This is a genomic window from Amphritea pacifica (assembly GCF_016924145.1).
Lineage (GTDB): Bacteria > Pseudomonadota > Gammaproteobacteria > Pseudomonadales > Balneatricaceae > Amphritea > Amphritea pacifica.
The window spans coordinates 1-468 of record NZ_JAFFZO010000117.1; the positions used below are offsets into that span (position 1 = coordinate 1).

At 53.0% G+C, this 468-nt stretch carries 2 pseudogenes; both read right to left on the reverse strand.

Annotation, left to right across the window (positions count from 1 at the left end):
- A pseudogene (locus tag JW499_RS21665) lies at window positions 1-196 on the reverse strand (amino acid ABC transporter permease); the annotation flags it as partial.
- 107 nt (window positions 197-303) lie between these two features.
- A pseudogene (locus JW499_RS22570) lies at window positions 304-468 on the reverse strand (amino acid ABC transporter substrate-binding protein); the annotation flags it as partial.

Here is a 468-nt window from a genome sequence, read left to right on the forward strand (position 1 = left end):
GTTCAAGGTTGGTCAGGGTATTCTGAATAATGGTGTAAAAGACGAAGCCCAGTGCCGTCAGTAGCAGCACCTGAAACAGTAACGACCGTTTTTTCGGGTCATTCCAGAATTTTGGTTTGCTCACCGGCGGGGCTTTTGACTGCGGCGAGCTGCCGCCATCAGGTGTGTGACCTGAATGCAAAATGTCTGAGGACATTGTTAAGTTAACTCCAGAAATCAGTACACGGATCCTTCTGTCCCGGGAGCAAGGCCAGGGACAGAAATAAAAACGGCCAGCCTGACGGCCAGCCGTTGATCAACCACTTAACGCATAGGTGGAGCGTACTGCAGACCACCTTCACTCCACAGCGCGTTCAGGCCGCGATCCAGTCCCAGCGGCGAGTCTTTACCCACGTTACGCTCATACGCTTCTCCGTAGTTACCCACCTGCTTAACGATCTGGTATGCCCAGTCATCAGACAGGTCCAG